Annotated in this window: 13 protein-coding genes and 4 pseudogenes; 4 read left to right on the forward strand and 13 right to left on the reverse strand. The window is 56.9% G+C overall.

The features are described 5' to 3' along the window. Positions 1-8 precede the first annotated feature (8 nt). From ACZ415_RS04165 to ACZ415_RS04190, 6 genes and pseudogenes are all read right to left on the reverse strand, one after another. The gene (locus ACZ415_RS04165) at positions 9-587 is read right to left on the reverse strand and encodes an ElyC/SanA/YdcF family protein (RefSeq protein ID WP_344702494.1); all 579 of its coding nucleotides are present in this window, start codon (positions 585-587) and stop codon (positions 9-11) included. A gap of 196 nt (positions 588-783) precedes the next feature. Beyond that, entirely contained in the window at positions 784-1,800 is a 1,017-nt protein-coding gene (gene galE / locus ACZ415_RS04170; RefSeq protein WP_344702495.1) for a UDP-glucose 4-epimerase GalE, read from the reverse strand. Between the two features lie 153 nt (positions 1,801-1,953). Further along, complete coding sequence (locus ACZ415_RS04175; RefSeq protein ID WP_344702496.1) at positions 1,954-4,278, reverse strand: tyrosine-type recombinase/integrase; 2,325 nt, start codon at positions 4,276-4,278, stop codon at positions 1,954-1,956. Continuing rightward, on the reverse strand, positions 4,266-6,635 hold the full coding sequence (locus ACZ415_RS04180; protein ID WP_344702497.1) for a site-specific integrase: 2,370 nt from the start codon (positions 6,633-6,635) through the stop codon (positions 4,266-4,268). The genes ACZ415_RS04175 and ACZ415_RS04180 overlap by 13 nt, the downstream gene beginning before the upstream one ends. A 1-nt stretch (position 6,636) precedes the next feature. After that, positions 6,637-6,822 (reverse strand): hypothetical protein, encoded by a 186-nt coding sequence (locus ACZ415_RS04185; RefSeq protein WP_344702498.1) that lies wholly within the window; start codon positions 6,820-6,822, stop codon positions 6,637-6,639. Between the two features lie 232 nt (positions 6,823-7,054). Further along, a pseudogene (locus ACZ415_RS04190) lies at positions 7,055-7,270 on the reverse strand (IS1380 family transposase); the annotation flags it as partial. Between the two features lie 64 nt (positions 7,271-7,334). On the opposite strand from ACZ415_RS04190, the pseudogene ACZ415_RS04195 reads away from it, so the two are divergent. Further along, positions 7,335-8,363 (forward strand): annotated as a pseudogene (locus tag ACZ415_RS04195) (IS1380 family transposase); the annotation flags it as partial. Between the two features lie 232 nt (positions 8,364-8,595). Here the strand turns inward: ACZ415_RS04195 and ACZ415_RS04200 are convergent. From ACZ415_RS04200 to tnpA, 5 genes and pseudogenes are all read right to left on the reverse strand, one after another. Continuing rightward, positions 8,596-10,014, reverse strand: coding sequence for an IS1380 family transposase (locus ACZ415_RS04200; RefSeq protein WP_464387719.1), 1,419 nt, complete (start codon positions 10,012-10,014; stop codon positions 8,596-8,598). Between the two features lie 38 nt (positions 10,015-10,052). Then, the gene (locus tag ACZ415_RS04205) at positions 10,053-10,676 is read right to left on the reverse strand and encodes a hypothetical protein (RefSeq protein WP_344702319.1); all 624 of its coding nucleotides are present in this window, start codon (positions 10,674-10,676) and stop codon (positions 10,053-10,055) included. Positions 10,677-11,327: 651 nt separating this feature from the next. Continuing rightward, a pseudogene (locus ACZ415_RS04210) lies at positions 11,328-11,929 on the reverse strand (transposase); the annotation flags it as partial. Positions 11,930-11,977: 48 nt separating this feature from the next. Further along, entirely contained in the window at positions 11,978-12,802 is an 825-nt protein-coding gene (locus ACZ415_RS04215) for a Fic family protein (protein ID WP_344702316.1), read from the reverse strand. Positions 12,803-12,921: 119 nt separating this feature from the next. After that, entirely contained in the window at positions 12,922-13,335 is a 414-nt protein-coding gene (gene tnpA, locus ACZ415_RS04220; protein ID WP_344702314.1) for an IS200/IS605 family transposase, read from the reverse strand. A 56-nt stretch (positions 13,336-13,391) separates the two neighbouring features. Between tnpA and ACZ415_RS04225 the strand changes: the two genes are divergently transcribed. Together ACZ415_RS04225 and ACZ415_RS04230 are read left to right on the forward strand one after the other, a co-directional pair. Then, on the forward strand, positions 13,392-14,054 hold the full coding sequence (locus ACZ415_RS04225) for an RNA-guided endonuclease InsQ/TnpB family protein (protein ID WP_344702312.1): 663 nt from the start codon (positions 13,392-13,394) through the stop codon (positions 14,052-14,054). Further along, a pseudogene (locus tag ACZ415_RS04230) lies at positions 14,023-15,167 on the forward strand (IS3 family transposase). The gene ACZ415_RS04225 and the pseudogene ACZ415_RS04230 overlap by 32 nt, the downstream one beginning before the upstream one ends. A 102-nt stretch (positions 15,168-15,269) precedes the next feature. Here the strand turns inward: ACZ415_RS04230 and ACZ415_RS04235 are convergent. Both ACZ415_RS04235 and ACZ415_RS04240 read right to left on the reverse strand, forming a co-directional pair. Continuing rightward, positions 15,270-15,389, reverse strand: a complete 120-nt coding sequence (locus tag ACZ415_RS04235; protein ID WP_464387758.1) for a hypothetical protein — start codon at positions 15,387-15,389, stop codon at positions 15,270-15,272. Between the two features lie 82 nt (positions 15,390-15,471). After that, a complete protein-coding gene (locus ACZ415_RS04240) occupies positions 15,472-16,506 on the reverse strand; it encodes a DMT family transporter (protein ID WP_344703622.1) in 1,035 nt (344 codons plus the stop codon). A gap of 107 nt (positions 16,507-16,613) precedes the next feature. On the opposite strand from ACZ415_RS04240, the gene ACZ415_RS04245 reads away from it, so the two are divergent. Further along, entirely contained in the window at positions 16,614-17,519 is a 906-nt protein-coding gene (locus ACZ415_RS04245; RefSeq protein ID WP_464387759.1) for a LysR substrate-binding domain-containing protein, read from the forward strand. Positions 17,520-17,737 lie beyond the last annotated feature (218 nt).

The raw sequence follows: 17,737 nt of genomic DNA on the forward strand, positions 1-17,737 counted from the left end.
GGCCTCTTTCAATGCTCGGCTTTAACCATCAGCAGGCCCAGTGCCTCATAGATAGCACGCTCGGTTTTGCGCAGGTGGCCGGCGGAAGGCACCCAGTATCCCAGGGAGTTTTCCTGCCCGCTGTCCAGCAGGTAGTGCGTCGGCGCGGCAATCGGATCCAGCCCTGCCCGCTGAAAGTGGCGCATTGCACGCGGCATGTGGGAAGCCGACGTCACCAGGGTGACCCTGGCGCCATCACCAAGTAAGTCGTGTACTGCGCGAGCTTCCTCTCCCGTGTCTGTTGGCTGGTCGAGTATGCGTAGCTGCGCCTCATGCACGCCCAGTTCCCTGGCCACTTCGGCGTAGCCCTGAGCGATAGGCGCTTCACCTGGGTCGCGACTGGCCCCGGTTACCACCAACGGCAAATCGGGCGCCTGGCGCCACAGTCGTATGCCCTCCATCAGACGCACAGCGGAACTGTCATACAGCCGCCCGGTGCTCGACCAGGGTGCCTCCGGCCGCCAGCCACCGCCCAGCACTACCACTGCGTCAATGCCTGGTTCACTGGGCAAGGTGTCGCGCGCCGGGTAGTGCGTCTCGAGTGGCATCAGCAGGCGCTCGGCCACCGGCCCCCAGCTGGCCAGTGCCAATAGGCCGACCCCGATGATGGCGAACGACCGCCCCGACCGCCGGCATCGGCGCCCCAGCAGTACCAGACCCACGACTAATAGCCCCAGACTGATGGGCAAGGGCATCAGCAGTTGAGCCACCAGACTTTTGGCTAGCGCGTACATATTAATGCACTTATGCGCCGTAGCCGTTCGGGTTTTGCTGCTGCCAGCGCCAGGTATCGGCCAGCATGTCATTGAGTCCGCGTTCGGCCTGCCAGCCGAGCTCTTCGCTAGCCAGCGCCGGATCCGCCCAGCACTCGGCAATATCGCCTTCACGGCGCGACTCAATTTGGTACGGCACTGCCTGGCCTGACGCTTTTTCAAAGGCCTCGACCATTTCCAGCACCGAATAGCCGCGACCGGTGCCCAGATTCCAGATGCCGACGCCCTGCTGGCCTGCCAGCACCTGCATGGCGGCCCGATGGCCTTCGACGAGATCCATCACGTGGATATAGTCGCGGACGCCGGTGCCGTCCGGTGTGGGATAGTCGTTGCCAAAGATCGATAGCGCCTCGCGCCGCCCTACTGCTACCTGGGCGATAAACGGCACCAGGTTGTTGGGCTTGCCGTTGGGGTCTTCACCGATGCGACCGCTTTCGTGTGCGCCTACCGGATTAAAGTAGCGAAGAAGTGCAATCGACCAGCGCTCATCGGCGCGGGCCAAATCACGCAGCACGTTTTCCACCATCAGTTTGGAGGTGCCGTACGGATTGGTGGGCTGCCCTGTCGGTAGGCCTTCGTGAATTGGCATAGGATGGCCATCGCCATACACCGTGGCCGACGAGCTGAATACCAGCCGGTATATCCCAGCCGCTGCCATGGCCTGGCACAGCGTTAATGTGCCCGCTACGTTATTCTCATAGTAGCGAAGCGGCTCGGCGACGCTTTCGCCCACAGCTTTCAACCCGGCAAAGTGCAGCACGTCGCTGATGGCGTGCTGAGCAAACAGCGCGTCCAAGGCGTCACGATCGCGGATATCGCCTTCAATGAACGTAGGCGTTTTGCCGGCCAACTCAGCCACTCGGCGTAGCGACTCTCGGCTGGCGTTAGCCAGATTGTCGAGCACGACCACGTCGTGTTCTGCCTGCAATAGCGTCAGCACCATGTGCGAGCCGATGTAGCCCGCGCCGCCGGTGACCAGTATGGCCATACTTAACTCCTTGAGATGTATTTGTCTTGAACGTGTTTGGCGTGTTCCATCCTTCGCCCCACAGGGTACCCACACCAACCAAAGTGTGGGGAGAATGTGGTGCGGGGCGTTAGCCCCGCTGGTATTGACTCCTGCCTTGCCGGCAAGGATCGATCAAGCGCGTGCCTGCGGCGCTAACACGTCGCTATGTATTATCCCTAGCGTATGAGCGTAATGTTGCAGCAAAGTGCCGGCATCGCGATGTCCGATCCATTTGGCAACATGCAACAACTGGGTACCGCGTGCCAGCGTGTCGTCCCCCTCGGCACCACAGAAATGCGCTAGCGTCGCGTCCAGTGCGGTATCACAAAACATCCAGTGGTACCGATGGTGTAATGTCGCTTTGAACGCCGGCTTTTGCGCTGCGTATAAGCGAAGCAGCGTCCATGAAACCGCTGCGTGGCGCAGGCCATGGAAATCGATATCCTCACCCAGCACATAACGCATCCAGCCGATGACAGGCGTGATGAGGGATTCACGGGCGAAGGCATCGGGCGAGTGCCGAGGGCCAAACAGTGCTATGTCAGCAAGCAGGCTAGCTGAGCACTCTTTTCTTCTATTGTTGACCCAGGTATTCATTTGCTCAATCACAGACGGCGGTGCCATCACGTGGAGCGCAACGCGACGCCTGGCGGCTGACGTTTTCCCACCTTCGACCTCGATCCAGCATGTATGCTCTCCCTCACCTGCGCCATTTTGCATCACAACATTGTTAAGCGTGAGTGATAACACTTCAGAGGCTCGAAGGCCGCCGTAGAATCCAAGCGCAATAACCAGCGCCATCATTTGTCGCGGATCACCGGCAGGTACATGATCGACCAGGCTGTTCCACACCGTTTCCATGTGATCCGGTGACAGGATCCTGGTGCGCAGCACGCTGGGCGCTAATGATGAGGTGGCGTTGCGAGGCAGAGTAATGCCTTCCAGGGCACCATATTGCTGACAGAACGCCATAAACTGACGCATCGTTTTATAAAATGCCGCCAAAGTACCATCCGACCAGTTTGCGCCTGACGTCGCGGCCTCCTGCAGTTCCAACACCACATCGTCATCCCAGTCGCTCAGATCCAGTATCGCGTTTTGCAGCATCATCGTGATCGGTGTGAGTCGCGAAAGCTGGGTCCGGGCTGTACCCACCTTGTTGCCCTTGGTACGCAGCTGATGATAGAGAAAATGCAAAACCCACTGCGGGTAACTGCCGCTATGGCCAATGAGCCTCACCAGCTTTTTTTCATGCCGCAACAGTCTGTCTTTCATAGGCGGTTCAAATCGAGCAGCGCTGACCTTTTTTGTATCCATCTCTGCTACTTCAGCCAAAAACTGCCGCAGCAAATTCTTGGCTTGCCGCGCCCAGCCCACCGGCAAATGATCCGTATCAATCAATGCCAAACCGGCCGGTTGGGTTTGCTGTCCGAGCTCAGGCACTGGAGCAGAAGCGTTTGCAATTGTAGGCCTATCAGGCAGCCGGCCGTACCGCTCGCCAGGCGTGTACCAGTGCGCGGTTTCGCTTTCTGACAAAAGCGGCACTGGCGTGCAGGTGGGTAGCGGATACTGTCGCAACATGCGAGCCCAGAGTGGCGGAATGCCGCGTAGCAGCGGCACATACTGGCTGGCATTCACCAACGTTGACCAGGTGCGTAAGCGGCACCAGTTATCGCTGTCGGCATTCTGCTCTCGTTCTTTGAGGCATTGCTTCGTCGCCGTTTTGAGACGCGTACGCAGCTGTTTAACTCGCTGACGATAATCCAGCGGGGCCCCCTCGGGAGAAAATAGCAGCCAGCCGGTAGGTCGCTTGTTGCCCTCTCGAGATAGCACGGCGCGTAGCGGCACCCAAACATCATCAGGCAGCCGTATTTGATAATGGCCGCCCTCTGCTAACTGCTCTCCGGGGGCGGCGGGAATCGCCCACCATCGCTGACTGATATGCTCACGGGTGAGCATCGCAAGCGTTCCAAGAGCGGTTGTTTCCCCCATCCCAAATCGCGTCATCAGCCGAATTGCCAACACGAGCAACCACGCATCTGGCTGGGCAGTGCGGCGACACCAGCTGAGTATATTTTTATCGAGCTGCACCATCTGTTCGCCAATGTCGAGTGAACGTGCCGTTGTCGGCCAAGGCGTGGGGCGGTGCGTCGGGATCGGCTCAGGTATCAGCACCGCTTGCATACCGGGTATCTGATTGAGCTGCTGCAATACTCGATTGACACGTTTACGCGCGTGCTTTCGGGTTATCGGACGTTTATCCGACAGGCGCCACTCAAACAGTCCGTCAGCAAGCGTTTCTACAAACGCAGTATCCAAGTCCACGCTTGAGACGGGTACATCACCAAAAATAGCCTCGAGGACCCACTTGGTATCGGGCAGGCTGACCGGCTGCACGATGCTGCGTTTCTCATTCTGCCATTGCCCAATCAAGCGCACTGCGTTCAGTCGTGCCATGGCAACTTCTCCCACTTCAAGGACTTATAACCACATAACTTTAACCAGTTATTTAACCGGCGGCGTAGCCCACCGTCGTGATTGATAGTTGCTTCGGCACGTACTGATGACAGGCTGCGGCCATCGCTAGCATGGCCCAGCAGCGCATCAACTTCTGCATCGGAAACCCTCTCTCGCAGCCAGCTGGCAAGCGAATGTCGGGCTACGTTATCAGCTAGATCTTTCGTAGTCGTCAGCGGTAATGATTGTAGGTCGGACCAGCACATATCACGCAATATTAGTCGGCGGCTACGCCCCTTCTCTTCTAGCCAATCCGGCGTGTTACGATCGCTGGTGCGACGATCTTCGACCGTGATATCTTCATCACGTAACTGACGCAACAAAGCATCAGTCCAACACTGAAGTTTAAACAACGCGTTTTTAATATCTGTCAGCAATGGAATCACACGTGATTCTACGCCGCGAGCTGAGTTTTTATCATGAAGCCATTGCCATTTCCCGGAAAAAGTATTTTGACTCTCGGGGCCAATCGGTCGCGCACCCGTAGATAATTGCCAAGCCAGCAGATGGTATGCCGCGACATATTGGTAAAGAGCTATAAGGCTTCGACGCGGAAATTCTTGACCGCTCCACCACATCGCGAGCTCATCAATAGGCAAACCCATGGCTTCTCGCAGTTCTGCGAATAATGGCAAAAATGCGCATGGCGGTTGTGCTACGGCAGACCCTACTGTATTACCATCGCTATTGCTATCCGCTTTAACTTCAGTGCTATTCGGCTTCGTGTCAGTATAAATGATGCCCAAACTTTTTATTGTATGAGTAAAAACATGCTGAACTTCGGTGCGTGGTATACTGCGGTAGGCCGCCGGCGCCGACAGCGTTAAGCCGAACTGTCCCGTTAGCATTTCAGCGGCGACATCGTCACGCGCATGGGGACGACGCCATAGCCAGCTGGTGGCTCTAAGTCTGTTTGCCGTTGGGATAATGCCTGCATGCCTTCGAAAGTTATTTTTCAATTTACGGTTCAGTTCACCGAGAACCCCTCGGAAAGGACGATCATGTTGACTTGGTTCGGGATCTGAAAGAGCCGTCGCTAAAATATCAGGCAACTTCAGAATTACCCATTGACAATATTTATCTTTGTTGGATTTGTTAGCACCTGGGCCATCGAGCAATCGATACCACAGCTCATTGGTCTCAGGAAAAAAGATTGGGTGGTCTTTAGTGATCGCGGCAATATCTACATCATCTTCCGAAAGCGTCTCAAGCGTTATTATGCGCTTAACCGGCATGCCGGTAGTTAACAATAAAACAGCTAGAGCATATTCAATCGGTTTTAATGATACTGCGAGGGACTCCTTTACTTTTTCAGGAGTGAGACGCGACAAATCATTCACGGTAGATAAAGAAGCAGTCGCCGCGCTATTGATCCAGCGTTGAACTATTTTTCGATCATCGCTGGGCGTCAATGCTGAAGAGGTTTTTCGTTGCAGAACTGGCTGCTCATTTTCTTCTGCATTGTCAGCAGCTGTAGATGTGCTGATAGGATGAAAACCCAGGACAGTCGCTTCTGTATCTGCGAGCTCATCGGCTTTTTGATTTTTGTCTGGATCAGGCGGCTGAGATACACGGGTACGTTTCGGCGGAGACACGCTGGCCAATTTTTTAACTCTCACATCATGCCAATCATCTGTTTTTTCGCGCTTTTTCTGAGCACCGCCCCGTCGTCCTCCAGGCGAGCGACGGATCAACTCCCCAGGGCTGAGTTCATCCTGATAAATTTCAGTAAAAATTTGATAAGACCGATCAAGTTGCCGTCTTTGACTATATAAGGCATCACTTCGGATAGCGGAATAAAAGAACTTATCAGGTTTTTCTGCTTCCTTATCAGCTTGATAATCAGCTCCGATGACTGCCATTAAAACATGTCGAACAGCAAGCACATGACTATAAAAATTGTGTCGAGACGTATTAAGTCCCGTCGTTAAATCTGAAAACCAATCATTAATCAGCTGACGCCCAAGAGAATACTTATGATCGCCAGCAGTGCCCAGAAACCTGGGGTTGGTCATCGCAAAAAACACGGGGTATAACGACCCAATTTTTCTGGGACGCTCAAATGGGATATTTTCATTCGATGAAAGATTTTGGATGGCACCTTTCAAATCAAGATCATCATGATCCCATCCAAAAACCTCAACGGCGTTTTTTAGCGATTTAATACTAAGAGGTGGTTGAACATAACGAACCACTTGCATGATGGCTTTTTCATCATGCGTAGGAAGGCCAGATTGATCAATAGCTTCTTTCCACTGATCATAAATCTCGCCTGGATAAAAAATCTCATCAGACATGCTACTCTAAATCCTTTTGAAGTGTATCAAAAAGCTGTGCCGTTTGATGCTTCTCAGCTTTCACTTTACTATGATCAGCGTCACTCTTAAGTGTAGCACACACCTCATTATCACCCGACGCCTCATCATCAACTTTTTTGTTTTCTTTTTCTTCTACAACACTATCATAACAGCTCTTCTTATCCACCCGGCTTATTCACCGGAACGCTGATTGGGCATCCTGAAGCCCCGGGGAGCCGGTAGCTCGTCGCCGAACGCCGATTTCGAGACGGCATCGTCTTCCGGTGACGCTCTGTCCGGCTGTTATCGCCGTTATTCAGCCCCTTCCCTGCCTTGTCGTCGGTCATCCGGCCAGCCGGAACCGCCGGTCATCGACAGGACCGGCGTCTCACTCTCTTGCTTATGCGACCGCTGAGGCGTCAGCGCAACGCCGTCAGTTTTGGTAGCCCTTTCAGCAGAGTCGGCCACCATTTATCGGCTGCGGCGCCGAGGTGGACCGTGATACGTCGGGCGTGGAGGATCAGGGTGGCGGCCACCTTGAGGACCTGCTCTCGCATCCGGATCAGGCTCCAGCCCTGTCGGGTTTGCCGTTCCAGCACGCAACGCAGACCATGCAGCACCTGATAGGCGTAAACCCGGCTTATTCATGAGGCTGGCTTGAAAATAAAGATGGCGAGGGGTTTCTCTTGTAGAATCAGGATGTTCCAGCCAGAACTTGATTCAAGAGGACCTCTCGCCATGGGTGAAAGATTATCGTCGTGGACGCCTTCCTGCAATGGTTCTGTTCGGGCCGAGCTAAGCGGCCACCGCACCACCAGCGACAGCGGCGCCTTGCTGCTGCGTGAAGCCCTCGACAACAGCGGTGTTATCCAGGCGCTGGAAGAAAGCCTGGTCGACCGGCGTGATCCACTGCGTATTCGTCATTCCCTGGCCAGCCAGCTGCGAACCGTCGTGTTGCAGCGCGCCATGGGGTGGATCGACCTGGACGATACCGACACGCTGCGTCACGATCCGCTCTGGCAGCTGGCGTGCAGCGATGCACGCGGAATGACGCCTCTGGCACAGGACCGTCCGTCGCAGGCGACGCTGTCGCGGCTGCTGGCGTGCCTTGGGAGTCATGACAACATCGATACCGTGCATGAAGGCCTGTTGCGCCTGGCGATCTGGCGCCTGGCATCGCTGAACCACGGCGAGCAGCCCGATAACCTGACGCTGGACATCGACGGCCTGCCGATCGAGGTCCATGGTCGTCAGGGCGGGTCGGCCTTTCACGGGCTGTACGGCACACGCATTTATTCGCCGCTGGTGGCCTCGCTGGCCGAAACCGGTGACATGGTCGGCGGCCTGCTGCGCGAGGGTAACGCGGGCCCTGCCGAGAACGCCGATACCTGGATCCCTCACCTGGTACGGCGCCTCAATGAAGGCACCGGTGCGACAGTGACAGTGCGTATCGATGCCGGGTTTACCGGCAACGATACGCTGCTGGCCATGGAAGAGCGTGATATCGCGTACCTGGGCCGGCTGCGCAGCAACAACACCCTTCAGACGCTGGCGGCGCCGTATCTCAAGCGGCCGCCCGGCCGACCCCCGGACCAGCCCCGGGAATGGTGCCATGACCTTGAATACCGGGCCGACAGCTGGCCCGCGCCACGGCGCGTCGTGCTGGTGGTTCAGGAACGCCCCGATGACCTGTTGCTCCACGCTTTTTTCCTGGTGACCAACCTGAGCCCGGCTTATTCACCGGAACGCTGATTGGGCATCCTGAAGCCCCGGGGAGCCGGTAGCTCGTCGCCGAACGCCGATTTCGAGACGGCATCGTCTTCCGGTGACGCTCTGTCCGGCTGTTATCGCCGTTATTCAGCCCCTTCCCTGCCTTGTCGTCGGTCATCCGGCCAGCCGGAACCGCCGGTCATCGACAGGACCGGCGTCTCACTCTCTTGCTTATGCGACCGCTGAGGCGTCAGCGCAACGCCGTCAGTTTTGGTAGCCCTTTCAGCAGAGTCGGCCACCATTTATCGGCTGCGGCGCCGAGGTGGACCGTGATACGTCGGGCGTGGAGGATCAGGGTGGCGGCCACCTTGAGGACCTGCTCTCGCATCCGGATCAGGCTCCAGCCCTGTCGGGTTTGCCGTTCCAGCACGCAACGCAGACCATGCAGCACCTGATAGGCGTAAAGGCTCAGCAGAAGACTCGCCTCGTTGCGATCCATCACGTTCTGCTCGGTAGAGGCGCCGCGATCCGTCGACGAGAGGTGGACATCCAGCGCCGACTTGACCTCGCCCATGTGCGCCTCGGCGCTGCCGCGCTTGCGGTACAGCGATAACACCTTTTCCGGCGGCCAGTGGTACCGACTCAGGTTGGTCACCAGGAAAAAAGCGTGGAGCAACAGGTCATCGGGGCGTTCCTGAACCACCAGCACGACGCGCCGTGGCGCGGGCCAGCTGTCGGCCCGGTATTCAAGGTCATGGCACCATTCCCGGGGCTGGTCCGGGGGTCGGCCGGGCGGCCGCTTGAGATACGGCGCCGCCAGCGTCTGAAGGGTGTTGTTGCTGCGCAGCCGGCCCAGGTACGCGATATCACGCTCTTCCATGGCCAGCAGCGTATCGTTGCCGGTAAACCCGGCATCGATACGCACTGTCACTGTCGCACCGGTGCCTTCATTGAGGCGCCGTACCAGGTGAGGGATCCAGGTATCGGCGTTCTCGGCAGGGCCCGCGTTACCCTCGCGCAGCAGGCCGCCGACCATGTCACCGGTTTCGGCCAGCGAGGCCACCAGCGGCGAATAAATGCGTGTGCCGTACAGCCCGTGAAAGGCCGACCCGCCCTGACGACCATGGACCTCGATCGGCAGGCCGTCGATGTCCAGCGTCAGGTTATCGGGCTGCTCGCCGTGGTTCAGCGATGCCAGGCGCCAGATCGCCAGGCGCAACAGGCCTTCATGCACGGTATCGATGTTGTCATGACTCCCAAGGCACGCCAGCAGCCGCGACAGCGTCGCCTGCGACGGACGGTCCTGTGCCAGAGGCGTCATTCCGCGTGCATCGCTGCACGCCAGCTGCCAGAGCGGATCGTGACGCAGCGTGTCGGTATCGTCCAGGTCGATCCACCCCATGGCGCGCTGCAACACGACGGTTCGCAGCTGGCTGGCCAGGGAATGACGAATACGCAGTGGATCACGCCGGTCGACCAGGCTTTCTTCCAGCGCCTGGATAACACCGCTGTTGTCGAGGGCTTCACGCAGCAGCAAGGCGCCGCTGTCGCTGGTGGTGCGGTGGCCGCTTAGCTCGGCCCGAACAGAACCATTGCAGGAAGGCGTCCACGACGATAATCTTTCACCCATGGCGAGAGGTCCTCTTGAATCAAGTTCTGGCTGGAACATCCTGATTCTACAAGAGAAACCCCTCGCCATCTTTATTTTCAAGCCAGCCTCATGAATAAGCCGGGATCCACTGATGCTCCTTTGCTGTCTTTTCCGTTCTCCACTGATTTTCCATACCGGACATCTGAAACCTTATGATTAATAGAACTTGGGCTCAAGCACAGCGGAGAAAATAAGCTCTGGTAATGCCGCGGAGCCAACGACTCTCCATCAAAAAGCTTGTCTTCAATAATACTTTTTAAGTAGCTATCACTTTCTATCTTCCGCATCACCGTTTCCCAAAGCATATTTTTTCCTATCTTTTTTTGATAACCCAGGAGCTCTAGCTGAGAAAACAAAAACTGATATAAAACGACTTCTTCTTTATCGTACTCTTCAGGATCAATAGCATATGTCATCAAACTATGAGGCATTACTGCTTTTTTATTAACACCTTTATAACACTTCACCTGATGAATCAGCGAACTTTTGTTCAGAAGCTGCTCACCACCCCCTTCTTTTAACATAGCGATGGGCGGATGACTAAGCCGAACATTTGTAAGACTTTTGTTAGTCAGTAAGTCGGATGTGTTCAGCAGCTCATGCACTGACCTTTCAATCTGCTGAACCGTGATAAAACAACTAATACCCGGCAAAACCTGAATTGTAACTTTATGACTCATGCTGCTCTGCCCTACACTGAAATATTAAAAAAGACTTCCCCGCTGTTTTGATATAAACCAAAACAAGTATATAAGTTTATATTTATAAACAGTCTCGCTTGCGAGAAGCGTTTAGACTTGAGCAAAACACAGACGCAAAAAAGCATTGACTGCAGAAGCGCATTGCTTTTGCAATCATGCTTTTCGTGTGCATTGAGCTAATTCAATAAATCAACGTTACGCTGAACGGATTCGTCCGTTCAAAAACGTCGATTCAATGCATATGAGTGCAGGCAGAACGCTGCAAGACATATATTTCAGTGCAGTTGAGCCGCAACATGATGTTCATTTGCTACAGACACAACTATATTGACGCGCCAATTAGCCATTTTTCTGAGCTAGATTGGGCAATTTAGGCATGAGTTCACGCTGCATTACGCAACATTGAAAACATAGTTACATCAGCTGTACTTGACGCAGCTAGGCTAATAGCGGCCGAAGCTTTCTATTAGCGAGTTACCTTTCAGAAACTACTTACCTCCTCCTTTCTTGTCAACCCCTTCAACTACATTTATTCATGAGAGCATCTTGAAAACACGAATGGCGGTTTTTTCCTTTATAATCAAGGCTTTACTAGAAGAGGACAACACAGGAGGCCCCATGGATGAAAAATTATCGCCGTGGACGCCTTCCTGTAATGGCTCTATTCGCTGGCCAGCCAGCGCCAAGGCGAATGGTGATACGTCGGGCGTGCAGGATCAGCGTAGCGGCCACCTTGAGGACCTGCTCACGCATCCGTATCATGCTTCAGCCCTGCCGAGCTGTTCCAGCAGACAGCGCAGGCCATGCAGCATCTGATAAGCATAAAGGCTCAGCAGCAGGCTGGCTTCGTTTCGATCCATGACATCCTGCATCGTGGAAGCACCGCGATCGGTCGACGAGCGATGAAGATCAAGCGCCGATTTAACCTCGCCCATGTGCGCCCCGGCGCTGCCAAGCCTGTGATATAGCGACAGCACCTTATTCGGTGGCCATGGCACCGACTCAGGTTAGGGACCAGGAAGAAGGCGTGGAGCAACAGGTCGTCGGAGCACTCCTGAACCACCAGCACGACACAGCGTTGGCTGGAGCCATTTGTCGGCCAGGTATTCAAGATCATGGCACCATTCACGGTGCTGCTCCGGGAGACGACCGGGTGGCCATTTGAGATAAGGTGCTGCCAGCGTCTGAAGAGGTTTATTGCTGCGCAGTCGGCTCAGATACTCGACATCACGCTCTTCCATACTACGAACTAGAAGATCCCTACTTTGCAGACTGGATCGTCAGCCACCTCTGCCTTTAGGCAGAGGTGGCTGACATGAAGGGTTTGGTTGTGGCGGCTCCAGAAGCTCCAAGTAAGCCGCCATACTTCGCTCGACCCCCTGTCCAACCAATCGAGCGATGGCGTCATAATCACCGGTGGTACAGGCGGTATCCAGCGCGTCGTAATAGTCGAGCCGTTCATTTACGCGAATGATGGACGGAGGATAGCCTGCTTTCATTAACTCGCAATTCATGAGCAAGCGTCCCGTTCGGCCATTGCCGTCTATGAAGGGGTGAATCTCGACAAATCGAGTATGTAGCTCCGCTATATGGCGTACGGGATGGTATCCCGTTTGGCTATGCGTCCAGGATAGCAGTCGCTGTATCGCCTCCTCGACATGCAGAAAGTCAGGCGGGGTGGTGCTGGCGCCCGTAATACGGACGTTTTCACGGCGATATCGGCCCGCTTCGTCACTATCTATGCCCCGCAGCACCAACGCGTGCAGATCCTTGATATCACGCTCAGAGATTGGCGTGGGCTCTGCGACCAGCATTTCAAGAAACTCAATCGCATCCCGGTGGTTGATGGCTTCGAGGTGCTCACGCATCGTCTTGCCGCCGACGGTGATCCCCTCCAGCACCACTTTCGTTTCACGTAGCGTAAGGGTGTTGCCCTCAATGCCGTTGGAGTTGTACGTCCATTCCAGAGCCAAGTGTTCGCGCAGGGAAGCAGCAGTGTGTTTAGGCAACGGCCTATGGCTATCGATCCGCGCTTTATCTCGATCTATTCGAGAGAGCATAGCTTGCAGGCTGTACATGCTTCCTGTGCTTTCATTCGCTGGCATCCCTGGCTCCTTGTGGCGTTCGAATTAAGCACTGCGGCTGTGTACGAAGGTTAGCAAAAATCCGCGTAAACCTCCGCCCCAATGCGGGCGGAGATACAAGCGGGAACTGCGAAGCAGTTCTATTCTGGTGTTTTCTGCCCCTGAACATAGGCTTTAAGCGTCTCGATAGTGGCGCCGCCTGCACTACAGGCGAAATACGACCGCGACCACAGCGCGGCGTTTTTGCTCAAACGCGGGATATGCGTATTCAGATAACGCACGCGTCGAGACGACGTGGACTTCAAGTTGTTGACCAGTACGCTGATCGACAGCTTCGGCGGATATTCCACGAGCAAATGGACGTGATCTTGCTCGCCATCGAACTCAAGGATGCGGCAGTCGAGCTTTTCACAAGCAGACTCAAACGCCTCCCGAAGCTGGCCGATCATGTAGCCGTCGAACACCTTGCGGCGATACTTCGTTGTGAAGATGAGGTGAACAACCAGCCGCGTGACGCTGTGCCTACCTGGTCGGTAGCCTTCTGGTACACTCACTTGCTTTTCTCCGTTTTATACCTTAATTTATAGGCATTGTAGCAGTGAGCACTGACATGCTGAAGGCCATCAAAGTACGTATTTACCCCACCACCGAACAGGCGGATTTACTGAACCGCCAGTTCGGTTCGGTGCGCTTTGTGTACAATACCGGCCTTCGCATCATGTCCCATCGCTATAAGCGTCACGGCCAGTCATTGAATGCCAAACATGACATCAAGAAACTATTGCCCGTGGCGAAAAAGTCTCGAAAGTACGGCTGGTTGAAAGAGGCGGATTCCATTGCCCTTCAACAGGCGTGCCTCCATCTCGACCAGGCGTTCCAGCGTTTCTTTGACCCCAAACAAAAAGCCGGTTACCCGCGCTTCAAAAGCAAGCGAGGTCGGCAGTCGAGTTACCACTGCGTCGGCGTTAAAAGCGGCGACAACTGGATCAAGGTGCCGAAGATTAAAGCCATGAAGGCGCGTATTCACCGCCCTATGGACGGCAAGCTCAAGAGCATCGCGCTGTCTCGCACCGTCACCGGCAAGCACTACGCCGCGCTGCTGTTTGAAACGGGGCAGGACGCCCCGGAACGTCTGCAAGACCTCGACGCCTCAAGCGTCGTCGGCCTCGACATGGGCTTGAACTGGTCTAATTGGAGCGGACACCCCGGTAAGCCTCATACTGGAGGCATTGGAGGTGTTCATGACCAAGAAGACGCGACGTCGGTACTCTGACGAATTCAAAGCTGAGGCGGTCAACATGGTTCGAGGAGAGGGTTATGCCATCTCCGAGGCTGCCAGGCGGCTGGATATCGATCGCAGCCTGCTGGATCGCTGGTGTCGCCAGCAACGTGACCGGGAGGATGGTGTGACTGACGGCCAGGCAGATGAGCGGGATGCCGAGATCAAGAAACTTCGCGAAGAAGTTCGTAAGTTGCGGATTGAAAAGGAGGTTTTAAAAAAGGCCACGGCCTTCTTCGCGAGAGAGTCGAGCTGAGATACCAGTTCATCGAGTCGGAGAAGGCCTCCTTCCCAGTGGCGGTGCTGTGCCGTGTCATGGACGTCAGCCGCAGTGGCTTCTATGCCTGGCGTCAGCGTGAACCCGATGAGCAGCGCCAGTGCCTGCACCGGGAGGTCAAGGACATCCATGAGCAGAAACGTGGTAGCTATGGGAGCCGGCGAATGGCCAAGGAACTCCATCGCAGAGGTCACACGATCGGTCGTTATCAGGCGCGTAGCCTGATGCAGGAAGCCGGTGTCGCCTGCCGACAGCGTCGCCGCTACCGGCATACGACGGACAGCGACCACGGGCTGCCAGTGGCTCCCAACCTGCTCAAGCGGCAGTTCATGGTGCCTGAGCCCAATCAGGCGTGGGTGGCCGACATCACTGCCATCTGGACTCTGGAAGGCTGGTTGTACCTGGCGGCCGTGCTGGACCTCTACGACCGACAGGTCATCGGCTGGGCCATGGCCGACCATATGAAGACATCACTCACCCTGGACGCCCTGGAGATGGCCATTGGCCGCCGACGGCCTCCCCGGGGAGTGCTCCACCACTCGGATCGTGGCAGCCAGTATGCCTCTCGTGCGTATCGCGAACGACTGGCAAAGCACGGGTTCCAGGCCTCCATGAGCCGGAAGGGGAACTGTTGGGACAATGCGGTCATGGAGCGCTTCTTCGGCTCTCTAAAGAGTGAATGGCTGGAGGGACAGCGGTACTGGACCCGCCAGTCAGCGAGGCGCGACGTCGTGACCTACATCGAGATGGAGTACAACAGCTGCCGGCTCCACTCGACCCTTGGCTACCACGCGCCGAGGGAGATCGAGAAAATCGCGGAAGCAGCTTAATAAAAGTGTCCGCTACGACTTGACCAGAACACCGTGAGGTGGACCCAATCAGTTGGACAGCTTGGAGGCGCCATTAAGCTCTGATCCAGCTGTGTTCCCGGCTCAAGCTGCCAGGGTCGTGAGCTGTTGGTAGTGCACCTGATTCGGTGTGTGATAATCAAGGCCTTGATGATACCGAGTCCGGTTGTAATGCCGGAAGTATCGGCTGAGCGACTGCTTCAAGTGATGGCCGTCCTCGAAGGCCGTGAGGTAGACGCATGTGCACTGGAATGCTCAAAAGGCCATGGCCAAAAACACTTGACCACTACAAGCGCTGCCGGGCCTTCGCCCATGATCTGGCCGTTATAAGGTGACGGGACCACGTTAACAAGCCCAGCGGCGGCATGGCGGGCATGGGGATCGCCGGGAAGGCATCACGCGCCTGGTTCGCGGAAGGTGCGCGGCCTACCGCCCTACGCCTTTCAGGGGCGAAGAATGGACGCGGCAAGGCAGTCTGGGTAATGGCCCCGCTAACAAAGATGGCCGCCACCGCCACCATCAGCGGGGCGCTCAACGGGGCCCAGCCCAGCGCAACGACGAACAGCGAGGAAAGCACCGGCACCAGGTAGGTCAGGATACCCAGCACGGTGGTCGAGCAGCGTTTCAACGCAAACCCCCAGGTCATGAAGGCCACCCCATACGGCCCCACGCCGATGACCGACGCCATCAACCAGTCCTCGACGGTGCTCTTCCCGACAGAGGGCTCAAAAAGCAGGTGCAGGCACAGCGCGATGACGGCGACACCGCCGAACAGGCGCTTGTAGTCGGTCGGGCGTGACTGGCTATCCGCCTTCAAGTAGAGGGAGAAGACGATCCACGACAGCCCGGCCGCCACCCCCGCCGCATAGGCGAGCGGCGGGGTGGGAACGCTTTCACTGGCCGTCAGAATCAGGGGTACCAACCCCGAGAATGCCACCAGCGCGCCCAGCAGCGTCTCGATGCGCAAGCCGCGCCCTGCCAGCCGGTCGGCAACGAGCATGAACCCCACCGGCCAGGTATACGTCACCAGGGTCACCTTGGCGGGGTCGCCCTCGCTCAGCGCCAGAAAGTAGAAGTAGAGCGCGCCCGTGAGCCCGCCAACGCCCATCAACCAGAACCTCCCGCTACCAACCGGTGCTGGCCTCTGCCCTGGCTCACGAAAGCGTTCCAAGCCCTGGGCCATGCCGGCGGCCGCCAGCATGGCGACAGCAGCTGTCAGCATGGGAGGCAGCTGCACCAGCTCGCGCAAGAGTGGCAGGCTCGCCCAGAGCGCCACCGTCACGAGCCCAGCGAAAAACCCCATGGATGATGACTTTTGCATGTCTCCCTTCTCCTCTTCGATGATCCATGAATGCCTTTGTGGCGTTTATTTTCTCAACGCCACCGGTATCATGGAAACGAAGTCTTATGATGAGGTCATCGGGAAACGTGATAACAAATCCCAGCGATCACAGGCCACTGGATCTTGTCCTGCTCAAGACATTCGTCAGCGTGGTGGACAAGGGTGGCTTCACCGTGGCGGCCGAGCCGCTTCATCTGGCGCAATCCACCGTCAGCGCTCACCTGAGTCGTCTGGAAACGGACCTCGGCTGCCAGCTGCTGCAGCGAGGGCAAAAGGCGGCCGTTCCGACGCCGGCCGGCGAACGTCTGCTGATCCATGCGCGGCAGATGCTGCGCCAGAATGCCCTGGCCTGGCAGGATGTGCAGGAGCAGCGGCTTGCCGGCGTGGTTCGCCTGGGTATCCCCGACGACTATGTCATCTACCTGCCTGAAGCGCTGTCGGCCTTCGAGGCACGCTTCCCCGGCGTTGAACTGGAAGTCCACTGCGATCTGAGCGTCGAACTGGTGCAGAAGATCAGAGCAGGGGCCCTCGATCTGGCGATCACCACCCGCCAGCCCAGCAGCCCGGGGGGCGAAGTCCTGTGTCGCGAGCCCATGGTGTGGGCGGGAGCTACCGGCCACGACACCCACTACCGCTTCCCCTTGCCGCTCGCCGTTTCCCGGCAGGGGGTGTGCATCTTTCGTGATCGGGCCATTGCCGCGCTGGATGCGGCCGGGATGCCCTGGCGGATTGCCTACGCCAGCCCCAGCCTGTCGGGGCTCACCGTCGCCGTTCGGGCGGGGCTTGCCGTGACGGTGCTCACCCCCTCCATGCTGGGGACGGGGCTACGTCGGCTGGGCCGCGAAGAGGGATTGCCGACGCTTCCGTTCGCGGAGATTTCACTTCATCGCAGCCCCGGGCGACCCACCGAGGCAACGCAGCAGCTGGCTTTCCAGCTGCAGGCTCATATCCGGGAGAAGCAAGGGGGACAAGGTGGCGCTGCCTCGCGCTGACGTTGACTCGGTTGGGTACAGCGCGGGAGGCATCGAAAGGAGATCTTCGGAAACATAGCCCTGGCGGACATGACGTGCCTCTGGCGGGGATGGCCTGTGGGGCGACTGGATCGGGGCTGTGGCCTAATCGCCACGGTCCAGTGAAGGCGTGTTGAAGCAGGAAGGTTCTCGGGGTGACCCGGGAACCCTCGCCCAAAGCGCGGTGCGCGGCGGGCGGG

The organism is Halomonas cibimaris, assembly GCF_055379665.1.

Bases quoted from the DNA above. Each gene is read 5' to 3' on its own strand.
- ACZ415_RS04165 (WP_344702494.1), bottom strand. From the start codon at position 587: ATGCCACTCGAGACGCACTACCCGGCGCGCGACACCTTGCCCAGTGAA.
- galE (WP_344702495.1), bottom strand. From the start codon at position 1,800: ATGGCCATACTGGTCACCGGCGGCGCGGGCTACATCGGCTCGCACATG.
- ACZ415_RS04175 (WP_344702496.1), bottom strand. From the start codon at position 4,278: ATGGCACGACTGAACGCAGTGCGCTTGATTGGGCAATGGCAGAATGAG.
- ACZ415_RS04180 (WP_344702497.1), bottom strand. From the start codon at position 6,635: ATGTCTGATGAGATTTTTTATCCAGGCGAGATTTATGATCAGTGGAAA.
- ACZ415_RS04200 (WP_464387719.1), bottom strand. From the start codon at position 10,014: ATGTTCCAGCCAGAACTTGATTCAAGAGGACCTCTCGCCATGGGTGAA.
- ACZ415_RS04205 (WP_344702319.1), bottom strand. From the start codon at position 10,676: ATGAGTCATAAAGTTACAATTCAGGTTTTGCCGGGTATTAGTTGTTTT.
- ACZ415_RS04215 (WP_344702316.1), bottom strand. From the start codon at position 12,802: ATGCCAGCGAATGAAAGCACAGGAAGCATGTACAGCCTGCAAGCTATG.
- ACZ415_RS04225 (WP_344702312.1), top strand. From the start codon at position 13,392: ATGCTGAAGGCCATCAAAGTACGTATTTACCCCACCACCGAACAGGCG.
- ACZ415_RS04240 (WP_344703622.1), bottom strand. From the start codon at position 16,506: ATGCAAAAGTCATCATCCATGGGGTTTTTCGCTGGGCTCGTGACGGTG.